Genomic DNA, 20056 nt, shown 5'->3' with positions numbered 1-20056 from the left:
CAAGCACACCATGGCTCTCAAGAACGTCACCGAGGACTCCTTCGCCCAGGACGTCCTCGCCAGCGACAAGCCGGTCCTGGTCGACTTCTGGGCCGCGTGGTGCGGCCCGTGCCGCCAGCTCGCCCCCTCGCTGGAGGCGATCGCGACCGAGCACGGCGACAAGATCGAGATCGTCAAGCTCAACATCGACGAGAACCCGGCCATCGCCGCCCAGTACGGCGTGATGTCCATTCCGACGATGAACGTCTACAAGGGCGGCGAGGTCGTCCAGACCATCGTGGGCGCCAAGCCCAAGGCCGCCCTGGAACGAGAACTCGCCGACCACCTCGCCTGACGGCCTGTGCCCGGCGGGCGCCAGGGGGCCCAGCGCCGGAGGTAGCGGTCAGAATCAGGAGAGGTACCGACCACTGCTCGGCGCGAGCATCGGTCCTTGCGCAAAGGCCGGCGCCCCGGTCAGCTTCCCTCTGACCGGGGCTCCTCTTCTGTCTGCCGCTCAGGCGGAACGATCCTGCGGCGAAGCGTCGCCCTTGCGCGGCGGCACCATCCTCGGCCGCCTGGGAGCCGTCTTCGACTTGGGTTCGTCGTCGGGGACAGCCGCCAGCGGCCTGCGGGCGTGCGGCACGAGCTGCACGACCTTCTCGGCGGCGTCGCGGGCGAGGTCGTCGAGGACGGACTGGTAGATGTCCCGCGTGATACGGGTGTCGGAGTGACCGAGGGTCTCGGAGACGACCTTGATATCGACCCCGGCGGCGAGCATCAGCGTGGCGGCGACGTGACGAAGGTCGTGGAGCCGGATGGGGGGCAGGCCAGCGGCCTCGGTGAGGCGCTCGAACAGGTCGCTGACCTTGCCGGGGTGGAGAAGGGAGCCGTCCTCCTGGGTGAAGATGCGGCCGGTGTCCTGCCAGCCCTCGCCCCACTCCTCGCGCTCCCGCTGCTGGCGTGCCTTGTGCGCGAGAAGGCCGTTGTTGGTCTCGTCGTCCAAGGCGATCAGGCGGAAGCCGCTGTCGGTCTTCGGAGCACCCTCGTGGACGTCCCAGCCGTCTTGGACGAGCTGTGTGGCGATGGCCAGCGAACGGGCCTTGGCGGAGTGGTCCTCCCAACGGACGCCACAGGCTTCGCCACGTCGCGTGCCCCGGAAGGCGATGATGCGCCAGAGCATGTAGAGGCGATCCTGCGCGACGAAGTCGAGGAAGGTGCCAGCCTGTTCAGGCGTCCAGACCATGACCGGCGAGGGCTTCTCGCCAGTCTCCTCCCAGCGGGCGATGCGCTCGTCGGTCCAGATCAGAGCCTTCGGCTTGGTCCCGGGCAGTAGCTCCACGTGGGCAGCCGGGTTGAAGGCGGGCATCACCTGCTGGGCGATGGCGACGTTCAGCGCGGCCCGGAGCGTGTCGCGGATGTGCGGCTGGGTGTTGAGGCCGGTGATCCGGCGGAATGGGGGCATCGCCTCGAGCTGCGCGCGGAGCCACTTCCGCCGCGCACGGTTCTCTGCCCCCTTGTTCGGAGTGGCTTTCAGCTCGTTGGCGACCGCCCGTCGCTGGGCGTTCTGCTCCTGGATCTCGATGTTCCGCTCGTTGATGGCGTCGAACATCGTGTCGATGTGGTGGACCCGGAGCTTGTCAAGGCGAAGGTGCCCGAGGTGGGGCTTGAGGTGGATGCGAATATCGCACTCGTAGCGCGCCGCACCGCCCCTGCGTAGACGCTTGCGCCCGGCCAGCCAGGCGTCCAGCCATTCGCCGACGGTGACCTTCGAGTTCAGCGCCTGCCCAGTCTGGAACCTGCGGCGAGTCTCGTCGTAGTCCGGCAGCGGGGACTTGTCCTTGACGCAGTTCTCCAGCAGGTCGCTGATCTGCGTCCTGCCCCAGGCGTCGTCCTCCTCGGGGATGGCCATGAGGGCGCGGACCTTGTCCAGCTCCTCCTTGGCCTTGGCAGAGGTCTCGAAGCCGCCGCGCCGGAAGCGACGGCGGCGACCATCCTGAGCGGGATCCAGCTCCTGGAAGACCCCGTAGGTCCCGTGGCGTCGCGACTGGAGCTTCGGGCAGGATGCCCCGAGGTCCTTGCCGGTCTCGGGGTCGGTGCAGCGGCACCGCCGGGTTATGGTGCCGTTCTTCACTCGCTCTCCTTTGCGGGGTCGAGGGTACCGGGCTGGTCGACGAAGGCGAGTTCGTCGGGAAGGGCGGGAGGAGTGAGCCCACGCTGGCGCATCCGCTCCCGGTAGGTGCGCAGCTCCTGCGCGTCCTCGAAGGCATGTTCCTCGTAGCCCTCGGCGCGCTGGAGCAGCGTGGCTCTGCGGGCCCGGTCGAGCGTGGTGCTGGCCATCCGCCGCCGCTCCCGGGCCAAGGCGTAGGAGGTCGTGGCGGCGGCCACGAGGTCGCCGTGCTGCCGGAACCGGTCGAGGACGTCCCGTGCGGTGCCCTCAGCAGCGGGCTCGTCCAGTGCTGCCTCCCCCGTGAACCAGGCGAGCGCGTCCCACGTCGAGATGGTCCGCCCCGGCAGGGCCTCCACCGTGGGGGCTGTACCGAGCGGAAACAGCAGCAGCACGGGCGGGACGTTAAGGACGTCCGCCAGCACGACGAGGTCGGCGATGGTGAGGCTCGACTTCCGACCCAGTTCCAGGTTCTTCAACGAGTGCTCGGTGATCTCCGCGAGGCCGCGGTCAGCGCAGCCCTGGGCCACCTCGCCCATGGTGAGGCCGGCCGCCTTGCGGGCCTCCCTGATCGCTTGGGCCACTCGGGCGGTGAACGCCGCCGCCCATCCGTCATGTGTCATGGCGCCACTTTAGATCGCCAAAAAGTGCTGCCGCAACTCCGTGATACACGTATGGCGGCACAGAAACACCTTTGAAGCTTTGGAGGGCAACATGGCAGCACCTTCTTCCCCCGGCGGGCGCGGATTGACCGGCGAGGAGTTGCTGGCCCTCCCAGCGGTGATCGATCTCGACACTGCCAACAAGGCGCTCATGATCGGCCGATCCACGGGCTACGGGCTCGCCAAGCAAGGGGAGTACCCGGTCAGGGTTCTGCGGCTCGGCAACGCCTACCGCGTCCCGACAGCCGAACTTCTGAAGTTGCTCGGCCTGGAGCGCCCGCAGGTGGATGGTGCGGAGGGTGGCGCACCGGACGCCAGAGCCGAGGGCCACACGCTGGCAGCCTGATGACGATCACGGCGGACGTCAGGAAAACGAGGGCGGCACCTGGCCTCAGCCAGGGGCCGCCCTCGTGAGTCGGGAGGCGACGCTCAGTCGCCACTCGTTCTGATCTGCGCTCCGTGTTCGTTGCGCTCGTACGTACGCCGCCCGTTCTTCTCGATCTTCCGGGCGACCTCCGAGTCGAGGTCCAGCCCGTTCATCTCCGCTAGGGCGGCCAGGTAGAGAAAGACGTCGGCCAGCTCTTCTCCGAGGTCGGGAAGGCCCTTGCGCCAGGCGGTGAAGGCTTCACCGACCTCGGCCGTGAGAAGACCGAACTCCAGGGACACGTCCGTGGTGTTGAAGCCCTTCACGAGCTTGTTCTCCCAGGCGAGCTTCTGGGCGGATGAGATGTCCACGACCCCTCCGGAGCGATACAGCGGGTGCTGCCGCAGCCTAGCGGGAACCGCGTGCCCGGTGTGCCAGCTCCGTGGCGTCGTTCACCCGGCTGACGGGAGTTCGAGGGCTGTCGTGTCGAGGGCGAGCACCTTGGTGTAGTCCGCGAGCGTGGTGAACACCCGCTGGTAGCCGGTGACGAGGGCGGCGACTTCGTCGAGGCTCGCTGCTTCCCCGTCGCGGTCGAGGAGCCGTTGGCGGATGAGGGGCGCGGGTGCGGTCAGGTGGACGAACAGCCCTTTGCGTTCGATCACGCTCTCGGCCAGGTCGAGCGCCTCGCTCCAGGTGATGCGGGACCTTCCGCGATGCAGGGGTCCGTAGACCAGTTCACTGACGAAGCAGCGGTCGAAGAGGATGCGGCCGGCGCCGCCGAGGATCTCGCGGTATCGGGTGGCCAGGTCGAGGTGATCCGGTGTCCTGGGGGAGTGGATCACTCGGAAGCCGTGCTGCGCTGATAAGCGCTGCGCGAGCGTGCTCTTGCCCACTCCGTCCGGGCCTTCGAGCACGAGGGTCTCGTGGGCAGTGGCCATCTCGTTGAGGTTCACGTCGCCAGCCATGCCTGCACCGCCTCCATGCCGTCGAGGTGAGCGTGGACGGCGTACTGGATCATGAGGTTGCGCCAGTTCGGCTCGCGGCCGGAGGCGTGGGTGTACGTGGGGCGTGGATGGAACGCGCCGATCCGTACGCCGGAGGCGAGGGCGGCACCGATCAGGAGGGCGGTACCGGGAGGGGTCTCCGGGCCGGAGACGTCCGCCAGGAGCCGCGAGGCACCGCACGCCGTGGTCAGGTCGTGCAGGGCGTCGGCGATCGGGTCGGTGGCAGTGAACCGTCGGGGCAGCGCCACCTGGTGGCCGGCGTCCCGGCAGGCACGGGCGAGGTGGTCGTGACCTGATGCGGTGTACGGCGATGCCTCGACGTAGACGAGGCTGTTCTCGCTGTGGGGCGTCGATCGGGGGCCGGGTGCCGGCAGCTCCAGCGCGGCCTCGACCGCCGTGTCGAGCGCGGCGCGGACCTGGGACAGGTTCCGGGAGAGGAACTCGGCGTAGTGCGTCGCACCCTGCTGCTGAGAGGAGGACGGCGGCCCGAGGCGGGGCACCCGGATGATGCGGTTGGCCACCGCTTGGATCAAGGGGTCGGGGAAGTCGAGGAGAGCGCCGTCCTCGGTGAGGGAGTAGGTCTGGAAGTCGGTGGTGAGCAGGAGCACCGGGATGCCGCTGGCGGCGGCGTAGCCGATCTCCATACACACGCCGTCGTCAAGGCTCGGCCCGTGTAGGAGGGCGATCATCGCGTCGAGGCGGCCGAGGCGTTCTCGGTCCAGCTCGAACAGACGGCGGCCCTTGACCTCGGCGACCAGGTCCTCCTCGTCGGTGTCGCAGAAGGGCAGGAAGACGCGCTCGGTGCCGACCTTCGCGGCGAGCCGCTCGGCGAGTGCGGCGGCGAGGGCGCGGTCGTGAGCGGCGAAGAGTCGGTGAGCTACGTAGATGGACACCGGCAGGAGCCCCCAAGTCGGTGGTCAGGCGCTGCGTTGCGCCGGGATGGGAAGGGAGGGTGCCGCCACGAAGTGGGCTGCCGCCTCGGCTGCTTCGGTGAGGGCCTGGGCGAGTGTGGCGCCCCGGGACCGGTGGGCGAGGAAGGTGCCGGCCAAGGTGTCGCCGGCCCCCGACACCTCGCGTGGCGGCCGGGACGGAGGTAGCACCGAGGCGGCCTGCTGTCCGAAGGCCCATACCCGGGCCGGGCGGGGGCCGTCGGTCACGACGACTTCCGGCAGGGCCGCCGTATCGGTGATGGCTTGGAGGAGGCGGTACTCGGCCGCGTTGACGAACACCGTGTTCGCCCTGTTGAGCCAGGGAGTGGCGGTCTGGATCATGTCGTGCGCGCTCGGGAGGAAGAAGTCGACGCTGAAGGTGGCGCCGTGGTGAACGAGTCGGTCGAGTACGGCTGCCGTATCGAGGGGTCGGCGGCAGCAGACGTGGTACTGGCTGCCCGGGTGCCGGTCCATGTGCGCGAGAGCGTGCTCGGTCAGCCGTTCGGCAACGCCGTAGTCGGTACGGACGTCGACGAGTTCGCCTTGCAGGTCGTACCGGAGGTCGAAGCGGGTGGAGGGGCCGTCGGCATCAACGCGGGCCGACCAGTCGATCCCGTCGAGCGCGGGGGCCCGCGGTACGTGGGCCAGGTCCTCGCCGAGGACGCAGACCGGTGCGGCCGGGCGGCCGGCCCTGGCCGCCGCGAGTGCTACGAACAGGGCGGCGCCGCCGAGGCGGGTACTGCCGCGGTGGTCCGGGTATCGGGTCACGTCCCGGCTGACGTTGCCGATCACGTCGAGGCGCGTCACCTCTTACCCCCGGGCTGGTGGGATCGATCGCGGTGAGTGCAGCCGACGGCCTTGGCGCACAACGGCCTGCGCCCGCAGAGCTGCGGTGAGGGCCTGTTGAGGTACAGCCGCTTGAAGTAGATCAAGGTGAGGTGCACCCACCAGGTCGGCTCCGCGTCCTGCGGGATGGTGACCTGGTGGCCGTGCTCGTCCGCCAGAGCGCGGAAGTCGCCTGCCCGAGCGTGGACGGCGGCCTCCAGGACGTGACGCATCCGTTCGTGGGCCGCCGGTCCGGGCGGCAAGTCGATGCCCAGCGCCGGGGCGAGCTTGCTGACCATGCCGGAGTCCACGGGGATGATGCCGCAGTGGTACCCGCGAGCGGTGAGCAGCGCGCACTGGGCCACCTTGTACGAGGCCCCGCGCACGCGCTGGGCGAAGTCGCCGATCAGCTCGTCGCCGTCGGCCGATGGCGAGAGCGGGTCGACGCCCTCCTTGCTCCAGCCCTGCAGCAGCTCGGCGAGTGAGCGCAGGTAGTCGATCCTGGTCTGGGCCAGGCCCAGTGGGCGTACCAGCTCGGTGAGTTCGCCCTCGGTTGAGGCGACCAGCGCGTCGAACCCCTGGGCGTCCGCTGCCCGGATCACCTTCGCGTAGGTGCCGACCATGCGGTAGGAGACCCGGGTGGACCATCCGGCGGCGAGCATCCGCACCCGCGGGTCGGTGATCGTCGCGGGCCACCACCGGTTGTTGTCGTGGTTGGCCTCGACTTCGGCCTGGACGTCCGGCAGGGCGGCGACGCGGGCGACGAGCTGGTGCACCCGCTGGATGTCCTGCGGTTTCACCGGCGTGCGGCGGACAGCGGTCATGCCGTGACTCCTGAGCTGAGGCGGGCGGCGAAGAGGGCCATGGCGAGGTTGGAGGAGAAGACCGGTGTACGCAGGCGCTGCTCCAGCTCGGTCACCGCCTGAAGGGTGTGCCACCCGGTACAGGACAGCACCACAGCGTGCGCCGCGTCGAGGGCGTGCTGGGGAAGCCCGTCCACCAGCGCCAGCACCTGGTCGGTGGTGACCTGCGGATACCCGTCGTCCTGACCAAGGCTCGCGTGCGCCAGGACGTCGATGCCGGCCTCCGCGAGCGCCCCGGCCTCAGCCTCGGTGACCTCGGTGGGATAGGGCGTGGCGAGCACCACCCGCGTCACGTCCGAGGCGGCCAGCGCAGCGAGCATCGCGTCGAACGCCGTGGTCATGCCGACGGGCAGGGGTGGCCCGCCGGTGAACCCGGCCGACGTGCACGCGAGGAGCACTGCGTCCAGCTCGACGTGAGACAGCGAATCGAGTGCGTCCGCCGATGCCGCCCGCAGCCCGTGCCAGAACGATTCGTCGATGGCGGTCGCCCTGGAGGCGGGGACCAGCCGGGCGTGGTGGAAAACGGTGTTGCGCAGCCCGAGACGCGGCAGCTCGGTCTCGACTGCCACATTCGCCCAGGGCAGCAGCAGCCCGGCCCGGACGGTCCGATGGGCTGCTGCGTCCAGAGCCGCCAGGGTCGCGAGCGATCCGTCAGGCAGCGGGTGCAAGGCGCTCTCCGTAGATCATCCGTGGAGCGTGTCCGGTGACCACGAGGTCGGCGGTGGTCCCGAGCGGAACAGCCGCCCCGCGCTCGACGACCTGGATGGAGTACGACCCGAGCCGTCGCCACCAGGTGCCGCCCTGTCCGATGAAGTAGGAGTGGAGCCCTGGCACTCGCAGGCCCGTGGGGTAGACCCGTTCCTTCATGGGCTGGTCCCAGGTGTGGTCGATATCCGCCTTCCACGTGGCGAAGTGCTCCGCGGACGGCAGCGGCTCCAGCGCGCCGAGGGCGGCCAACGGAGTTCCCGGGAAAGCCCGCGCCAGGCGGACGTTGGTGCGGTGGCACAGCAGGCCGGCGTCGAGGATCGCGGCCAGACCCTGAAGGTTGGCCGCGTGGGTGCGGTGGGTCTCCCCGGGCAGGCCGTAGATCAGGTTCAGGCCCGGCAGAAGCATCGGCAGCCCGCCCGGACCCCGAGCGGCCCCCGCCTCGTTGACATGTTCGACCGCCCGCATGAGGATCTCGGGCGTGCAGGTCAGGGTGTTCCGTTCGATGACGGCGGGATCGAAGGACTCGATGCCCATGGGCGCGCAGTTGCCCTCGGTGCAGTAGTCCGCGACCAGCTTGGCGATGCGCCGCCCCACGGGGGAGGCGACGGCGAGGGGATCGGCGTTGTCGATGTGCAGCACTTCCAGGTCGGGACAGCGCTGGCGGATGCCGCTCAGCAGGGCGCGGATCGCCTCCTCGTCCCGGTTGCGGTAGGAGAAGAAGCAGGTCTGCTGCCCGAGGCGGAAGTTGCGGACCCCGGCCGCGTAGAGCTGTTCCACTTCGGCGACGACGTCGTCCACCTCGCGGAAGGCGACCAGCGGCGACTTGGCCGGTTCGTTGCAGAAGTCGCAGAACTTGCGGCGCGTGCAGCCGCGGTACAGCTCCAGCTCGGCGATCGGCCGCCACAGCATCTGCTCGACCAGGCCGGTGAACGAGTCCCGGTCGCGCCGCATCTGCTGGTAGTCCGCCGGGCGGCGACTGCCCAGCAGCAGGTCGCCCGAGGTGACGGTGTGGGTGTGGACCGCGTCGAACAGCCCGGCGTACTCCGCAGGTGCCGCCACGGCGTACGTGGACAGCGGGCCCAGGAGGAAGCGGCGTCCCCGTGCACAGGCGAGTGCGCGGGCGATCTCCTGCAACGACCCGTTCACCGCGTGGAGATGAACCGACGGGACCGCGTCGCCCGCCACCACGACGACGACCTCCGCGTCGCGCAGAAGCTGAATGGCGTTGTCCCGGTTGGCGGTTGCCGAGTACGTGAGCGGATCGCTCTGGGGCGGCTCGACGGCCGGCTTGCCGCCGGCCAGACACCACCTCACATCATCGATGGTCAAGTACCGGACCTCCGCCTCGGGGCGGGCCCGGCGCAGCGCGGACCAAGCGGCGCGCACGTAGGTCGACAGGTACGGCGGCACGCCGAGTCCGCTGGGCTCGACGGTGAAGCAGTCCAGGATGACTACAGGCTGCATGTTTCTCCCTCCGGAGCCGAGGGCGTCGGTGGCGCTCCAACAGCGTCCGTGCTGGAAGGCCGACAGCCCGCAGCGCTCCCAGTCTCATCGCCCGGCCGCGGTGGGAGGAGGGGGCACGGGGGTTGTTCGGTTGTACGGGGGTTGGTCTTCCCTGCCTTAGCGTTCAAAGACTGGGACACAGGGTGATCGACAGGGCATCATCTACGCATGGGTGGCGGCGCGACGGGGGCAGGAGAGGGCAACATTGCCCTCGCGGCCCTCATCAAAGAAGCGGGATGCTCGAACGCGGCTTTGGCGCGGCGAGTGAACGAACTCGGCGCTCGCCAAGGCAAGATCACTCGGTACGACAAGGCGTCGGTCACCCGCTGGGTACAGGGGATGACGCCCAAGGGGGAGTCCCCGCAGTTCATCGCCGAGGCGATCGGCAGCTTCTTAGGCCGTCCCGTATCCCCCACTGACCTCGGATTTCCGCAGCAGGCCCAGAGGCCCGTGGTCGCCCGCGCGTTGACGTACCGTGAAGACGTGGGTGAAACGCTGCACACGCTCGCGGAGCTGGGCTCCACGGACATCTCGCGACGCAGCCTGCTCGGGGCTGTCCCGTTCGTCGCGAGCGCCCTCATGGACCCGCAGAGACAGTGGCTTCTGTGGCTCCTCGAAGACGAGCAGGCCCCCCACCTGGCTGCTGTGGCTGGAGGCGGCCCCGTCGAGCAGGTCGAAGCCATGATCGACATGTTCGATCTGATGGATAACCGCTTCGGCGGTGGGAACGTCCGTCCGAGCATCGTCGGCTACCTCAGCACACAGCTCACCCCCATGCTCCAGCAGCGGGGTCTGCCTGCGAACCAGCGGCGCACCCTCTACGTCTACGCCGCGAAACTGGCTGCCACGGCGGGCTGGTGCTCGTACGACACGGCCGACTACGGCCTCGCTGAGCGGTACATGATCCAAGCGCTCCGCCTGTGCGCCGAAGGCGGCGACCGAGTCCTCGGTGGGCAGATCCTCGCTGGCATGTCCCACCTCGCGACCAGCCTCGGCAACCCGGCGGAAGGCGTTGCGCTAGCCCGCGCCGGCATCGCGACCGCCAAGTCCTCCGGCAGCCCGCTCGGACTTATGCGCCTGCACGCCATGGCGGCCCGCGGATACGCCATGCTGGGCGACTCGCGGCAGGCAACGGCCTCGCTCGTCGCAGCCGGCGCCGCTCTGGAGCGAAGCCGCGGTCCTGCCGAGGAGTCTTCGTGGGTTCGGTTCCTCGACCACCATTACCTGGAGGCGGAGGCCGCCCTCGTCCACCGCGACCTCGGCGAGCCGGCCGAAGCCGAACGTCTCGCGGCAGCCTCCGTCAAGGCGAACACCGACAGACGCCGCCGTCAGGCGATCAGCAGCTCGGTGCTGGCGACGGCACTGCTCCAGCAGGAGCGCCTGGACGAGGCGGTCGGCACGGCCAGCAGCGCCCTGGACCTGCTGAGCGGAGTGCACAGCGAACGGTCCGTGCAGGCCCTGCGCGACTTCCGCACCCGCCTCACCCCCCGCCGCAACGAGGCGATCGTCCGCGACTTCGAGCGCAAGGCCCGCCCGATACTCGGCGTCTCCGCTTCCTAATGCTGTTGTCAAGCAGCCGTAGTCACTGGAGGTGCGACTTGATAGCACCGTCGGTCACGGATCAGGGCCCACAGAACGTTGACGCGTCGGCGGGCGAGGGCGAGCACAGCTTGGACATGCTTCTTCCCCTCGGCGCGTTTGCGGTCGTAAAACGCCCTCGAGTTCGGGTCGTACCGGACGCTGACGAGCGCGGAGGTGTAGAAGACGCGCTGAAGTCTTCGGTGATAGACGGCAGGCCGGTGGAGGTTGCCGCTGACCTTGCCCGAGTCGCGGGGTGCGGGAGCGACGCCGGCGAAGGCCGCCAGGGCGTCCGGGGAGTCGAAACCGTCCAGACTGCCGCCGACGGCGGCAAGGAACTCCGCACCGAGCACGGTGCCGATGCCCGGGACGCTCTGCACTATGTCAGCGAGTTCGTGCTCGCGAAACCGGCCCTCGATGAGCTTGTCCATCTCGGAGATCTGCTCGTTGAGGGCCATCACCTCCTCGGCCAGGGTGTGGACCAGCCGCGCGATGGTCTTCTCCCCGGGGACGGCCGTGTGCTGGCGCTCGGCTGCCTCGACGACTGCTTCGGCGAGGGCTCTGGCGTTTCGGACCTTGCGGTTGGCCAGCCATTTGGTCAGCCGCGTGACGCCGGCGCGGCGGATCGCGGCCGGGGTCTGGTAGCCCGTCAGCAGCTTGAGCGGGCCGGTGTTGGTCAGGTCCAGGGCCCGTTCCAGGGCAGGGAACATGCCCAGCAGCGTGCCGCGCAGGCGGTTCACCGAGCGGGTGCGGTCCTCGACGAGGTCGCCGCGGCGGCCGGTCAGCAGCCGCAGTTCGATGGCGGCTTCGTCGCCGGGGCGGACGGGCCGCAGGTCGCGGCGCATCCTGGCCTGGTCGGCGATCACGTAGGCGTCGCGGGCGTCGGTCTTGCCCTCTCCGCGGTAGCCATCGGAGGCCCGGTTCACCAGTCGGCCGGGGATGTAGAGGATCTCCTGGCCGTGGCTGACCAGCAGGGCCAGCAGCAGCGCGGGTTCCCCGCCGGTCATGTCGATGGCCCAGGTGACCTGACGGCCGTCGGCCAGGTCCAGGACGTCGCCGATCAGCTTCAGCAGCTCGGGCTCGTCGTTGGCGACCCGCCGCGACAACAGGGTCTTGCCGTCTGCGTCCAGTGCGAGGCCGTGATGGTGGCCCTTGCCGCTGTCGATCCCCGCCCATATCCGGCTCATCGTGCTCCTGACGTGCGTGTTCGTTCTGTTCGTGCCACGGACGACCTCGCCGGCATTGCTCTACTCAGCGACTTGTTCGCACTTCCTAATCGGCGGCCGAGTCGTCGTGGGGTGCCGGGCGGCGAAGCGAGGAAAGCCACGAGACGGCAGCCGCCTGATAGCCACACCCAGCACCCCTGGGCGACCCAACCCTACGAATGGCTCGATCAACCCGATCAAGACGGTAGAGCCGCCTGACCCCGACATCAGTAGCCCTGCGGTGTCGGCGCGTTCTGCCCCCGGTCCACCGGGAGGTTGACCCCGGTCACACCACGAGCCTGGTCGGAGAGCAAGAAGGCGATCACGTCCGCGATTTCCTCGGGACGCACCAGTTCGCGCCCCGGGAATTCCGCAGTAAATCGCTCATAGGCGACGGGGTCCTCCTGCCGCATGCGATCCCACCGCTTCCCCGGGATCAGCATGGATCCCGGGCTGACAGCGTTCACGCGGATCCCGTGCGGCCCCAGCTCGCGCGCCAGCGAGGACACCATGTGGAGCTGCGCGGCCTTGCTCGCCCCGTACTGCGCCTGGGGACCAGGCTTCCACCCGGAGATCGAGGACACGACCACGATCGACCCGCCGCCCGCCGCCCGCAGGTGAGAGGTAGCGCAGGCGGTGAGCCGAGCGAAGTGGCCGGCATTCAAGGCCCACGTCGTCGCCCAGTCCTCGGCCGTGGCCTCGGTGATGCCCCCGCCCCGGGCACCTCCCGCGCAGGCGACAACGCCATCGAGGCCACCGAAGGCCCCAGCGGCCGAATCCACGAACTCCTCCAGCAGCTCCGGCACGGCGACGTCGAGCGGCCGGGTGAACAACTCATCGGCGACACCGAGGGAACGTCGTAGTCCGTCCAAGGACTCGGCCTTCCGCGCACAGGTGGCGACATGGGCGCCCTCGGCCAGCAGCAGGCGAACCACCGCCTCTCCCAGCCCTCTGGAGCCGCCCGTCACCACGATGCGGCGACCGGCGAATCTGCCTGCCCGCAGGTCGGGTTGGTTCCTCTGCTCCGTGCTGCCTGCCATGCGTACAACCTCCGGCCAACCATGCCAACTCGCGTGTCTGAAGCCATCCTTCCTGCATCCTTCATATCCCTTCGCGGCAGCGGTTCTCTTGTGGTCGTGCCCGACCGGGAACAACCGTGCAGCCGACGACCAGCCGGCCACGGCGACCCACGCTCGGGTACGGCACGACCCTGGCATTCCGCCGTCCCGACCTCTGGACCGTCGAGTCGGGGTTCGGGCGGCCCAACACGAATCGAGCGAGAGCCAGAGACCGCACCCTGCGCTCCTCTCCCCACTCGGGAGGCATACCGTGTCCCAGGCACCACCCCCGCGAGCCAGGCTCCTGCTGGCCGACACTCCCAACGCCGTCGGACTGGCCAGGCTTCACACCACCGACGTCCTCTCCCGCTGGGGTGCGCACCCGGACAGCATCGAGACCGTCAAGCTCCTGGTTTCGGAACTGGCCACCAACGCTGTCCGGCACCCGAAGGAGGGAGTCCAGCAGGGTTCCTCCTACGCGCAATGGCGCGCGGCGCAGACCTTCGAGATCGCGCTGGAGATCGTCAACGGCTTCATCCGGGTATCGGTCTGGGACCGGGACTCCAGGCCGCCCGTCGTGAAGCAGGTCGGTGTCGAAGCGACCGGAGGACGGGGAGTTTTCATCGTCGCTGCGATGAGCCGACGGTGGGGGTGCTATCCGGCACACCAGATGCCCGGAAAGGTCGTGTGGGCGGAAGTGCCCGTCGTCCCCGAGAAGGACGGCCCCGAGGGCGGAGCCGGCAATCCGGGACGCCGGGGCAAGGGCGGCCCCGAGGAGTCGAAGGCGCCGCCGATCGACCCCAACGTCATAGGCCGCGTTCTCGTCGGCGTCCGCGGGTTGTGAGCCGTGGGCGACGCAACCGAGCACCCGACGGCCTCCCAGCCGACCACCAGGGTCCTCAGCTCTTGGGAGGAGCGTCTCTTCGCCGGGGTCCGCATGCTGAGCCCCGCCGAGCAGGCTGAGCTGGCCGCGTCCCCTCGACACCGATCGGACGTCGGGGACGGCAAGAACACCGAGGACTACCGCTGGTACGGACAACGGCTCAGCGGAACTGGAGGTCCGGCGAGCGGCCACGAGGAGGCTGCGTCGTGACCCGGATGACGTTGCTGGAGGCCATCACCGCCGCGTTGTGGGCTGATGAGCCCGGTGATGAGCTTGCGATCCTTCGCGAGGACGCCCGCCAGGTCATCCTCGACGCTCGCGCATCCCTGAGCCGCCCGGATGCCGAGGACCTGGTCGGCTTGAACGTGCCGAGGGTGGAGGCGGTCATCACCAACCTCCTGCCGCACTGCCAGGCCCGTCTTGGTGTCTCCAGATCGAATGCGACGGCCAGAACCGTTGTCGAGCATGCGCACGATCTCATCGGCGGTACGCATACCAGCCGGAACTATCCGGCACGGCGGCGGCTGCGCATCCTGCTCTACTCCGCCAGCCGGTTGCTTGCCCTGACGCGGGCCGGGCCCTCCAGCGGCACCCCCGGAACATCACCCTGACCAGCCCGACGTCCGGAGACTTACGATGTGTAAGCACTACCCCCCGTGCCCCAGCGCAGAGGCTTCTGATCGCGAGGCCGCGCAGGTCCTGGTCAGCCACCCAGAGCAAGGGTGGACATTGCTCTGCAACGGCGTCCTGCTCTTCGAGGACACAGGCGAGCTGCTGCCGAGCGGCGAGGTCGTCTCCCCGCGACGCGCCCTGGCCGGACTCGGCTCATGACCACTGTCGCCCGCCGGAGCGTTCCGTACATCACCTCCCGGGTAGGGGAGGAGGCGTGCAGTGCCCTGCTCCTGTGCTCCCGCAGGGGCGAGGATGGCCGACTCCAGCTCGCGTACCTGGACGAGGGGCCCGGCGACCGAGACACACGGAATGTGCTGTGGGGCCGAGTCTCGCAGAACCGGGGCCTCGACCAGCTTCCCGAAGGCGCCCCCCAGTGGAAGCTCGTCCACCCGGCCCGGCAGCGCGAGACCATGCTTTTCCTCCGCTGCCAGGTGTGCGTCCAGTCAGCCAAGGGCGTCACCACCGTCCAGCGCCCCGGCCGGCCCGGGGTGCTGTTCCTGGAGACCGCTGGCCCTGGCCTCGGCCAGCCGATCCGGACGGCGCAGCCGCCCGTCTGCGTCGAGCACGCGCATGAGGCAGCCCAACGGTGCAGGCATCTGGTCCGGAACGGGCACGTCGCCCTGCTCGCCACTCGCTTTCACCTCCACGGCGTGATCGGTACGCCGTACACCTGGGCACCTACCGGTGTGCGAGCCCTCCCCGGCTCCGACGACCCCCTCCCGTACGGCGACTCGCGCCTTCGCTGGTTCCTGGCGTCCCAGCTGGTGCGGGAGCTGACGGAGTACCAGGTCGTCAACCTCGCGGATCTCGTGCCCGCCGCCTAGATCCGCCGCCCGCCGGTCCTGACTTGGGATCGGACCGGCGGGCGGCGCTCCACCCAAAGCTTCCCGGCTCGGCCATCGCGCCGGGATGGCCAGAACCTGAGCCCGCGGCATAGCTCCGTCGCTACGCTCCGGCGGTCAGTGAGCTGGCAGTACCACCTGTCCGCAACATCGAACGAATCACCTGGAGTTGTCATGACGCGACCCGTTACCCAGAGCACCACCCAGGTCCAGGAGCCGACGGCGACGAGCCAGTCGGACGGGTTCGACCTGAACGTTTCCCTGCTGGAGGTCTCCGACGCGGCCGGGCTGACAAGCCTGACCGACGACAACTGCGGCAGCACCTGCGGCGCCTGCACCACCAACGTCGCCTGACCCTGGCCGTCTGGCCCTGACGGGGGTAGGTGCCGCCGGGCTTCCCGCGCGGCGGCACCGGCCGCCCCCTCACTCCGGTGCAAGGAGGTACTCGTGGCTACACCCCCTGTGTTTCAGGCAGGCGTGACCGCCCTGGTGCGTGCCGTCGCTCGGCCGACCGTGACCCAGCTTCCCTGGCCGGACTTCGATGACCGCTCCTTCAAGGCCGAGGAACTGCCAAAGGTCACCGCCGAGCGCCTTGCTTGGATTCGCAGTGTCTGGCGAGACCCGAGCGTCGCGGAGGCGCTGCGTCACGCCAGCCCAGCCCTCGCAGATGAGGCCGAGGCCCTGCGCACGGCCGTTGACCCCGCTCCAGGTGATGTTCGCCGAGTCGGACTGTCGGTGGCCCGCTACCTCCTGCGCGCGTTGCACAGGCCCACGCCGTTCGGCTTGTTCGCCGGGGTGGCCGCTGCCGCCTTCGGTGACGATCCCTGCGCCGTCTGGGGCGACGACCACGCGATCGTGGCCCGCGCCGGCTCGGAGTGGCTGTCCAAGCTGATCGAGCAGTTGGAGAGGAGTGGGGAACTGCTGCCGCTTCTGTCGGTAGTCGTCAACAACACGGCCTTCGAGCGCGACGGCAGCCTCATCGTCCCGTACCAGAACGACGGCCCGGCCGGTCGGCGCCGAGCCGTCGAGGCGTCCGTCGACCTGTCGGCACCCGTGCGGCTCGTCCTGCGAGCGGCTGGTGCCCCGGTCCTGGTCGAGGAGTTGGCCGAGAAGCTGATGGCCGAGTTCCCGTCCGTGGCGCCTGAGCGGGTCCACAGACTCCTGGCGGGCCTGGTGCAGCGACGTGTTCTGATCACGAATCTCCACGCGCCGTTCACCGAGACCGATGCGCTCGGTCATCTCGTCGCGCAGCTCGATGCGGTCCAGGCCGGTTCCCTCACCCCCCTCGCACACGCAGTCCGAGAACTGCGTACCGTCCACGCCGGGCTGGACGAGTGCGCCACTCCCGAGGGCAGGAACGCCGTGACCGCGCGGATGCGCGAACTGGTGCCGGGCCTTCGCCGGCATCCCCTCGCCCTCGACCTCAGCCTCAGCGCCGACTTGGTGCTCCCGAATTCGGTCGCCCGCGAGGTGGAGCGCGCCGCAGCGATTCTCACCCGGCTTAGCGCCCGCCCGTACGGCACCCGGGCATGGAACGAGTACCACCAGCGTTTCTACGAGCGATTCGGCATCGGCACGATGGTGCCGCTGCTGGAGGTCGTCGCGGACAGCGGCGTCGGGTACCCGGCGGGATACCCGGGCACCCCGGCGGGCGCACGCCGTCGGCGCCTGTCGCCCCGCGACGATGTACTGGTGCGGCTCGCCCAGGCTGCGGCGCTCGACGGCCACGACGAGGTCGTGCTGACCGACGAGATGGTGGCCGCCCTGGACGTGGGCCCGCAGGAGCCACGAGTGCCTCCCCACCTGGAGATCGGCGTGCGGCTGCACGCGGCCAGTCTTGGTGAAGCGAACCATGGGCAGTTCACCGTGGAGATCAGGAGCGTATCCCGCGGAGCCGGGGTGTCCACCGGCCGGTTCCTCAGCGTCCTCGCGCCCGCGCAACGCGACGCTCTACAAGCGGAGTTGGCCGACCTGCCCAGCGCCGACCTGGGTACCGTCGCGGCCCAGCTCTCCTTCCCCCCGCTGCTGCCCGACACTGCCCACGTCACCCGAACCCCGCGCGTGCTGCCGCTCGTGGTCAGCCTGCAAGAGCACCGTGCCCCCGATGCTGCCGTCCTCACGCCGGCGGATCTGGCGGTGGCCTGCGACGGCCGCCGGATGTACCTGGCGGCGCCCGGCCGCGGTCACCGCGTCGAGGCCGTCGGGATGCACGCGCTGAACCTCACCGAGCACACCCCGCCTCTGGCCCGACTGATCACCGAGGTGTCCCGGGCCCAGAACGCCCAGGTCACCGTGTTCGACTGGGGAGCAGCCGCAGCGATGCCGTTCCTCCCGCGCCTGCGGTACGGCCGCATCGTGCTGGCCCCGGCCCGCTGGCGGCTGGAGGCGGGCGAACTTCCCAGCCGCCACCGCCCCGGCGGGGAGTGGGACACCGCGCTGGCCGGCTGGCGGGAGCGCAGGCGACTGCCCCAGCACGTGCACCTGGTCCAAGACGACCGGCGGCTGCCGCTCGACCTCGACCAGGCCGGCCACCGGAGCCTGCTGCGTCAGCACCTCGACCGCGCCCGCGCGGTGGTGCTGACCGAAGCGGCCCCGCCGGGAGCCGACGACTGGAGCGGGGGCCGGGCCCACGAGATCGTGGTCCCCCTCAAAGCGATCCGGCCCACGGCCTGGCCCGCGCTGCCCACACCGACCACTGCCCGCACACTGTCCTCGACCCAGATCGAGACGCCGGCGGCCTCCTCGGTGCTGCTGGCCGCCCTGTACGGCGACCGGCGGCGCCAAGAGGACCTGCTCACCCGGCACGTGCCCGACCTGATGCGACGGCTCGGCTCACCGCCGTGGTGGTTTATCCGCTTCCGCGATCCTGACCAGCACCTTCGCCTGCGCGTCGCACTGCCGGACCCGGACGACTTCGCCGACACCGCCCACACGGTCAGCGTGTGGGCCGACGAACTGCGCTCCACCGGGCTCCTGACAGACCTCCGGTATCCCACCTCCTACCGTGAGATGGGCCGGTGGGGGTCCGGGCCGGCGTGGGACGCGGCCGAGGCGGTGTTCCGCGCCGACTCCCGGGCCGTGGTGGCGCAGCTCGCCCAGGCGATCCGCCCGACGCAGCGCACGTTGGTGGCCGCGCACTTCCTCGCCATCGCCTCCGCATTCCTCGGCAGCCCGCACGCCGGGGCGCGTTGGCTGATCGACCACATCCCGCCGACCGCGCCCGCGCCGGTCCCCCGCCCGCAGTTCGCCGAGAGCGTCACGCTGGCAGACCCGAGCGGCGACTGGGCGGCCCTGCGGTCGGCGCCGGGCGGCACGTCGATCGTGGACGCCTGGGCCGAGCGTGCCGCCGCGCTCGCCGCGTACCGGCGGCACCTGCCGGGACCGCACACCGACGGCATCGCCGTGGACGACGTGCTGACCTCCCTGCTGCACGTCCACTTCGTGCGGCACGTCGCGGTGAACTTCCCCGAGGAAGAGGTCTCCCTCTACCTCGCCCGCGCAGCAGCCCTCGCCTTCACCGCCCGCACCAGGAGGCGGCTGTGAACGACCCCTCCGCGCACTCCGTTGTGGCCGCCGCCGTCGCCGACCGCCTCGCCCACCCCGACGGCGCTCCGGCGGCGGCCACCGCCGACGCCAACCGGCAGCACCTCGCCTTCGGCCCGACCGGTATCGCCTTGCTGCACATCGAGCGCGCCGCCGCCGGGCACACCCCCTGGCAGCGCGCCCACGACTGGCTCGCCGCCGCCACCCACCAGCCCTTCACCAGCGGCCCCGACAGCCACCCCTTCTACGGAGCCCCAGCGCTCGCCCACGCCCTGGCCTGCGCGGCCGACCACCTCCCCGGCTCCTACCGGCACGGCCTCGGCCTGCTGGACCGGCAGGTGACCGCGGACGCCCGGCGGCGGCTGGACGCCGCGCACCGGCGCATCGACGCCGGGCAGCTCCCTGCGCTCGCCGAGTTCGACGCCATCCGGGGCCTGACCGGCTACGGCGCCTACCTCCTGCGCCGCGACTCGACCGGCCCGGCGACGCGGGCCGTACTCGACTACTGCGTGCGCCTGACCGAGCCGGTCACCCGCGACGGCGAGCAGCTGCCGGGATGGTGGGCGCCCACCGGGCCGTCCGGCCGGCCGGACAGCCGCTTCCCCGGCGGCCACGCCAACCACGGCATGGCCCACGGCGTCGGCGCGGTCCTCGCGCTGCTCGCGCTCGCCGCCCGCCGCGGCACCATCGTCGCCAGCCACCACCGGGCGATGCGCACCATCCTGGCCTGGCTGGAGCAATGGAAGACGACCACCGGGCGCGGCACGACCTGGCCGTACTGGATCACCCACGACGAACTGCGCGCCGAACGGCTGACGCCCTCCGCGCCACGGCGACCGTCATGGTGCTACGGCACCGCGGGCCTGGCCCGTGCCCAGCAGCTCGCCGCGATCGCCCTCGGCGACACTGACCTCCAGGCCGACGCCGAGGCCGCCCTGCTGGACGCGCTCACTGACCCTGCGCAGCTTCGAGCCATCCCGGACAGCGGCCTCTGCCACGGCTTCGCCGGCCTCGCCCACCTCACCGCCCGTATCGCCGCCGACGCCGCCCCGGCTACCGCCGACCAGCTCCGCGCCACCGTCACCTCCCTTCTCGCCGTGCTATTCCCGCCCGGCGTCTCCCCGCACGACGCCGCCACCCGGCTCCTGGAAGGCGAGGCGGGCGCCGGCCTGCTCGACGGCGCCGCCGGAACCGCGCTGGGGCTACTCGCCGCGGACAGTGCGGAACCGCCCCACACCGCCTGGGACGCCTGCCTGCTCATCGCCTGAACCTCC

At 70.4% G+C, this 20056-nt stretch carries 22 protein-coding genes; 11 read left to right on the top strand and 11 right to left on the bottom strand.

Going from position 1 to position 20056, the window contains the following annotated elements; all coding sequences use genetic code 11:
• The first annotated feature begins 10 nt into the window (after positions 1 to 10).
• A complete protein-coding gene (trxA, locus tag SCATT_RS13280; protein WP_014143578.1) occupies positions 11 to 334 on the top strand; it encodes a thioredoxin in 324 nt (107 codons plus the stop codon).
• A 159-nt stretch (positions 335 to 493) separates the two neighbouring features.
• Here trxA and SCATT_RS13275 read toward each other — a convergent pair whose 3' ends face one another.
• A complete protein-coding gene (locus tag SCATT_RS13275) occupies positions 494 to 2110 on the bottom strand; it encodes a tyrosine-type recombinase/integrase (protein ID WP_014143577.1) in 1617 nt (538 codons plus the stop codon).
• Positions 2107 to 2766 (bottom strand): helix-turn-helix domain-containing protein, encoded by a 660-nt coding sequence (locus SCATT_RS13270; RefSeq protein ID WP_014143576.1) that lies wholly within the window; start codon positions 2764 to 2766, stop codon positions 2107 to 2109. Before SCATT_RS13270 ends, SCATT_RS13275 begins: the two co-directional genes overlap by 4 nt.
• Before the next feature lie 91 nt (positions 2767 to 2857).
• Here SCATT_RS13270 and SCATT_RS13265 point away from each other — a divergent pair, with 91 nt between their 5' ends.
• A complete protein-coding gene (locus SCATT_RS13265) occupies positions 2858 to 3151 on the top strand; it encodes a hypothetical protein (protein WP_014143575.1) in 294 nt (97 codons plus the stop codon).
• An 83-nt stretch (positions 3152 to 3234) separates the two neighbouring features.
• On the opposite strand, the gene SCATT_RS13260 is transcribed toward SCATT_RS13265, so the two are convergent.
• The 7 genes from SCATT_RS13260 to SCATT_RS13230 all read right to left on the bottom strand — a co-directional run bounded on the left by SCATT_RS13260 (position 3235) and on the right by SCATT_RS13230 (position 8962).
• Positions 3235 to 3540: a MazG-like family protein gene (locus SCATT_RS13260; protein WP_014143574.1), complete on the bottom strand. Its 306-nt coding sequence runs from the start codon at positions 3538 to 3540 to the stop codon at positions 3235 to 3237.
• A gap of 81 nt (positions 3541 to 3621) precedes the next feature.
• The gene (locus SCATT_RS13255; RefSeq protein WP_014628017.1) at positions 3622 to 4134 is read right to left on the bottom strand and encodes a nucleoside/nucleotide kinase family protein; all 513 of its coding nucleotides are present in this window, start codon (positions 4132 to 4134) and stop codon (positions 3622 to 3624) included.
• On the bottom strand, positions 4119 to 5066 hold the full coding sequence (locus SCATT_RS13250; protein WP_014143572.1) for a nucleoside 2-deoxyribosyltransferase: 948 nt from the start codon (positions 5064 to 5066) through the stop codon (positions 4119 to 4121). Before SCATT_RS13250 ends, SCATT_RS13255 begins: the two co-directional genes overlap by 16 nt.
• Positions 5067 to 5090: 24 nt before the next feature.
• Entirely contained in the window at positions 5091 to 5909 is an 819-nt protein-coding gene (locus tag SCATT_RS13245; RefSeq protein WP_014143571.1) for a carbohydrate kinase family protein, read from the bottom strand.
• Entirely contained in the window at positions 5906 to 6751 is an 846-nt protein-coding gene (locus SCATT_RS13240) for an HhH-GDP family DNA glycosylase (RefSeq protein WP_014143570.1), read from the bottom strand. The genes SCATT_RS13245 and SCATT_RS13240 overlap by 4 nt, the downstream gene beginning before the upstream one ends.
• Entirely contained in the window at positions 6748 to 7359 is a 612-nt protein-coding gene (locus SCATT_RS13235; protein WP_231905080.1) for an aspartate racemase/maleate isomerase family protein, read from the bottom strand. The genes SCATT_RS13240 and SCATT_RS13235 overlap by 4 nt, the downstream gene beginning before the upstream one ends.
• A gap of 82 nt (positions 7360 to 7441) precedes the next feature.
• Positions 7442 to 8962: a radical SAM protein gene (locus tag SCATT_RS13230; protein WP_014143568.1), complete on the bottom strand. Its 1521-nt coding sequence runs from the start codon at positions 8960 to 8962 to the stop codon at positions 7442 to 7444.
• Between the two features lie 207 nt (positions 8963 to 9169).
• Between SCATT_RS13230 and SCATT_RS13225 the strand changes: the two genes are divergently transcribed.
• Positions 9170 to 10561 (top strand): hypothetical protein, encoded by a 1392-nt coding sequence (locus SCATT_RS13225; RefSeq protein ID WP_041824695.1) that lies wholly within the window; start codon positions 9170 to 9172, stop codon positions 10559 to 10561.
• Between the two features lie 8 nt (positions 10562 to 10569).
• Here the strand turns inward: SCATT_RS13225 and SCATT_RS13220 are convergent, their stop codons facing one another.
• Complete coding sequence (locus SCATT_RS13220) at positions 10570 to 11766, bottom strand: IS110 family RNA-guided transposase (protein WP_014143566.1); 1197 nt, start codon at positions 11764 to 11766, stop codon at positions 10570 to 10572.
• Between the two features lie 245 nt (positions 11767 to 12011).
• The gene (locus SCATT_RS13215; RefSeq protein WP_014143565.1) at positions 12012 to 12824 is read right to left on the bottom strand and encodes an SDR family NAD(P)-dependent oxidoreductase; all 813 of its coding nucleotides are present in this window, start codon (positions 12822 to 12824) and stop codon (positions 12012 to 12014) included.
• A gap of 289 nt (positions 12825 to 13113) precedes the next feature.
• Here SCATT_RS13215 and SCATT_RS13210 point away from each other — a divergent pair, with 289 nt between their 5' ends.
• From SCATT_RS13210 to SCATT_RS13175, 8 genes are all read left to right on the top strand, one after another.
• Complete coding sequence (locus SCATT_RS13210) at positions 13114 to 13686, top strand: ATP-binding protein (RefSeq protein WP_014143564.1); 573 nt, start codon at positions 13114 to 13116, stop codon at positions 13684 to 13686.
• Positions 13687 to 13689: 3 nt separating this feature from the next.
• A complete protein-coding gene (locus SCATT_RS13205) occupies positions 13690 to 13935 on the top strand; it encodes a hypothetical protein (protein ID WP_014143563.1) in 246 nt (81 codons plus the stop codon).
• 5 nt (positions 13936 to 13940) lie between these two features.
• The gene (locus SCATT_RS13200) at positions 13941 to 14336 is read left to right on the top strand and encodes a hypothetical protein (RefSeq protein ID WP_202447349.1); all 396 of its coding nucleotides are present in this window, start codon (positions 13941 to 13943) and stop codon (positions 14334 to 14336) included.
• Positions 14337 to 14361: 25 nt separating this feature from the next.
• Positions 14362 to 14556, top strand: coding sequence for a DUF5999 family protein (locus tag SCATT_RS13195; protein WP_014628010.1), 195 nt, complete (start codon positions 14362 to 14364; stop codon positions 14554 to 14556).
• A gap of 152 nt (positions 14557 to 14708) precedes the next feature.
• A complete protein-coding gene (locus tag SCATT_RS13190; RefSeq protein ID WP_014628009.1) occupies positions 14709 to 15221 on the top strand; it encodes a hypothetical protein in 513 nt (170 codons plus the stop codon).
• A gap of 192 nt (positions 15222 to 15413) precedes the next feature.
• Positions 15414 to 15593 (top strand): FxLD family lanthipeptide, encoded by a 180-nt coding sequence (locus tag SCATT_RS13185; protein WP_014143559.1) that lies wholly within the window; start codon positions 15414 to 15416, stop codon positions 15591 to 15593.
• A 213-nt stretch (positions 15594 to 15806) separates the two neighbouring features.
• Positions 15807 to 18782, top strand: coding sequence for a lantibiotic dehydratase (locus tag SCATT_RS13180; RefSeq protein WP_041825098.1), 2976 nt, complete (start codon positions 15807 to 15809; stop codon positions 18780 to 18782).
• On the top strand, positions 18779 to 20050 hold the full coding sequence (locus SCATT_RS13175) for a lanthionine synthetase C family protein (protein ID WP_014143557.1): 1272 nt from the start codon (positions 18779 to 18781) through the stop codon (positions 20048 to 20050). Before SCATT_RS13180 ends, SCATT_RS13175 begins: the two co-directional genes overlap by 4 nt.
• Positions 20051 to 20056: the final 6 nt, after the last annotated feature.

The organism is Streptantibioticus cattleyicolor NRRL 8057 = DSM 46488 (genome assembly GCF_000240165.1).
Lineage (GTDB): Bacteria > Actinomycetota > Actinomycetes > Streptomycetales > Streptomycetaceae > Streptantibioticus > Streptantibioticus cattleyicolor.
Note: the sequence above shows the minus strand (reverse complement) of the source record. Positions and strands in the feature narration are given on the sequence as shown.

Bases quoted from the DNA above. Each gene is read 5' to 3' on its own strand.
- SCATT_RS13200 (WP_202447349.1), top strand. From the start codon at position 13,941: ATGACGTTGCTGGAGGCCATCACCGCCGCGTTGTGGGCTGATGAGCCC.
- SCATT_RS13215 (WP_014143565.1), bottom strand. From the start codon at position 12,824: ATGGCAGGCAGCACGGAGCAGAGGAACCAACCCGACCTGCGGGCAGGC.
- SCATT_RS13225 (WP_041824695.1), top strand. From the start codon at position 9,170: ATGGGTGGCGGCGCGACGGGGGCAGGAGAGGGCAACATTGCCCTCGCG.
- SCATT_RS13270 (WP_014143576.1), bottom strand. From the start codon at position 2,766: ATGACACATGACGGATGGGCGGCGGCGTTCACCGCCCGAGTGGCCCAA.
- SCATT_RS13265 (WP_014143575.1), top strand. From the start codon at position 2,858: ATGGCAGCACCTTCTTCCCCCGGCGGGCGCGGATTGACCGGCGAGGAG.
- SCATT_RS13185 (WP_014143559.1), top strand. From the start codon at position 15,414: ATGACGCGACCCGTTACCCAGAGCACCACCCAGGTCCAGGAGCCGACG.
- SCATT_RS13240 (WP_014143570.1), bottom strand. From the start codon at position 6,751: ATGACCGCTGTCCGCCGCACGCCGGTGAAACCGCAGGACATCCAGCGG.
- SCATT_RS13195 (WP_014628010.1), top strand. From the start codon at position 14,362: ATGTGTAAGCACTACCCCCCGTGCCCCAGCGCAGAGGCTTCTGATCGC.
- SCATT_RS13220 (WP_014143566.1), bottom strand. From the start codon at position 11,766: ATGAGCCGGATATGGGCGGGGATCGACAGCGGCAAGGGCCACCATCAC.
- SCATT_RS13230 (WP_014143568.1), bottom strand. From the start codon at position 8,962: ATGCAGCCTGTAGTCATCCTGGACTGCTTCACCGTCGAGCCCAGCGGA.
- SCATT_RS13255 (WP_014628017.1), bottom strand. From the start codon at position 4,134: ATGGCTGGCGACGTGAACCTCAACGAGATGGCCACTGCCCACGAGACC.
- trxA (WP_014143578.1), top strand. From the start codon at position 11: ATGGCTCTCAAGAACGTCACCGAGGACTCCTTCGCCCAGGACGTCCTC.